Genomic DNA, 1,397 nt, shown 5'->3' with positions numbered 1-1,397 from the left:
TGTGGTGGATTACCACCGCAATGATTTAATTACCCCTCCATCTGCACCTGCTGTAGTTGAAAGTCTTGGTGCAATCGATCCCCGGGTAGCATTAAAGATGCCCCTACCAGTTGGGGATTCATCTGCTAGCGCCGCCATGCACGATGCATTGCAGAATGCCGCTGCTAGAGCGGGTGCCGCTGTTGCATCTGAGCCCAATGTTGATCAGGCAGTCTTCTTAGAGCTTTCCTCTATGACCAGTGATCTGGCAGAGGCCTCAGGTAATCCATCTCAAGCTCGAGTAACGAGTTTGTTATCTCAGAGCCTGGCGCGCATGGATACCCTAGGTGGTGCTGCACTTGGGCAGCTACTCTCGGATATCTTGGCGGTTGATGTGCCTGAGCTTGGCAAGTCCATTACTGCAGATGCTAAGGCTGCTGTAGCTCAAAATGCTGTGGTTACTTGGCCTGGAGTTAGCGCTCAAACCCCACTTGTTAATGTCGCGGATCCTAAATTGGCAATGGCGACTCTGTATCAAAATTTGCAGAGCTCGGGAATATTTGCAGCGGATCAGCTCAAGCGCTTATTGTTTCCTGCAAGCGAAGATGACGGAGCACCATTAGCTACCAGCAACAGTGTTGAGGCTGAATCCGCAAATTTAGTTAACCAGCTTTCAACGGACTCACCGGCAGTGCGAGATTCAGTCAAATTGCTTTTGCGCGGAGATATTCTTTGGCAAGGGCAATTGATGCCAAACGTACAGGGGCGCTTATATCGCGAGGATGCATGGGAAGCAGATCCAGATCAGCCTGGGCAATTGCAAAAAGGCAGTCGAATCACAATGGAAGTAACTCTGCCCAATTTAGGCCCATTTAAAGTCGTGGGAACTCAATTCGGCGAAAGCGTTCACGTTGCAGTTGAAGGCGCTCCCGAAGCACAAAGTACTTTGACAAATGCCTTCTCAGACTTGCTGGAGCAAATACGCGCCCAAGTCGATCCCGATACCAAAGTCAGCCTAAAGGGTGGGGGATCATCCAATGGATGAGAAAAAGACCCGCAAAGCAGTTGCCCTTGCCTATGAGGTCAATAGCGCTGCGCCACGCATCACCGGTCAAGGCGAGGGCTTTGTAGCGGACGCTATTTTGGCTAGGGCAAAAGAATTTGGCATCCCAACTAAAACAGAGCCAGAGTTAGTCGAGTTTTTAATGCAACTCAAACTGAATGAATTAGTGCCCCCTAAACTCTATGCAGCTGTGGCGGAAGTACTGGCTTGGGCCTATGAGGTGGACGGCAAAACCGTACCCAATCCAAATAACATCCCGATAGATTCTCGATAAGAGGTCTTGGTAATAAAAAAGCCCAGTTGGACTGGGCTTTTGCTTGTCTGGGGGCTTGAGCTTCTTAAACTTGTAAGTTAG

Annotated in this window: 2 protein-coding genes; both read left to right on the top strand. The window is 49.7% G+C overall.

Features of this window, described 5'->3' with window-relative positions; translation table 11 throughout:
• Positions 1-1,024: hypothetical protein (locus B7Y67_RS18110; protein ID WP_293599825.1), on the top strand; the 1,024-nt coding region annotated here is incomplete at its 5' end.
• Positions 1,017-1,316: an EscU/YscU/HrcU family type III secretion system export apparatus switch protein gene (locus B7Y67_RS18105; RefSeq protein WP_293599824.1), complete on the top strand. Its 300-nt coding sequence runs from the start codon at positions 1,017-1,019 to the stop codon at positions 1,314-1,316. The genes B7Y67_RS18110 and B7Y67_RS18105, both read left to right, overlap by 8 nt.
• Positions 1,317-1,397: the final 81 nt, after the last annotated feature.

The sequence above is a fragment of the Polynucleobacter sp. 35-46-11 genome (genome assembly GCF_002281105.1).
Note: the sequence above shows the minus strand (reverse complement) of the source record. Positions and strands in the feature narration are given on the sequence as shown.

Excerpts from the sequence above, each read along its gene's own strand:
- B7Y67_RS18105 (WP_293599824.1), top strand. The coding sequence starts at position 1,017 with ATGGATGAGAAAAAGACCCGCAAAGCAGTTGCCCTTGCCTATGAGGTC.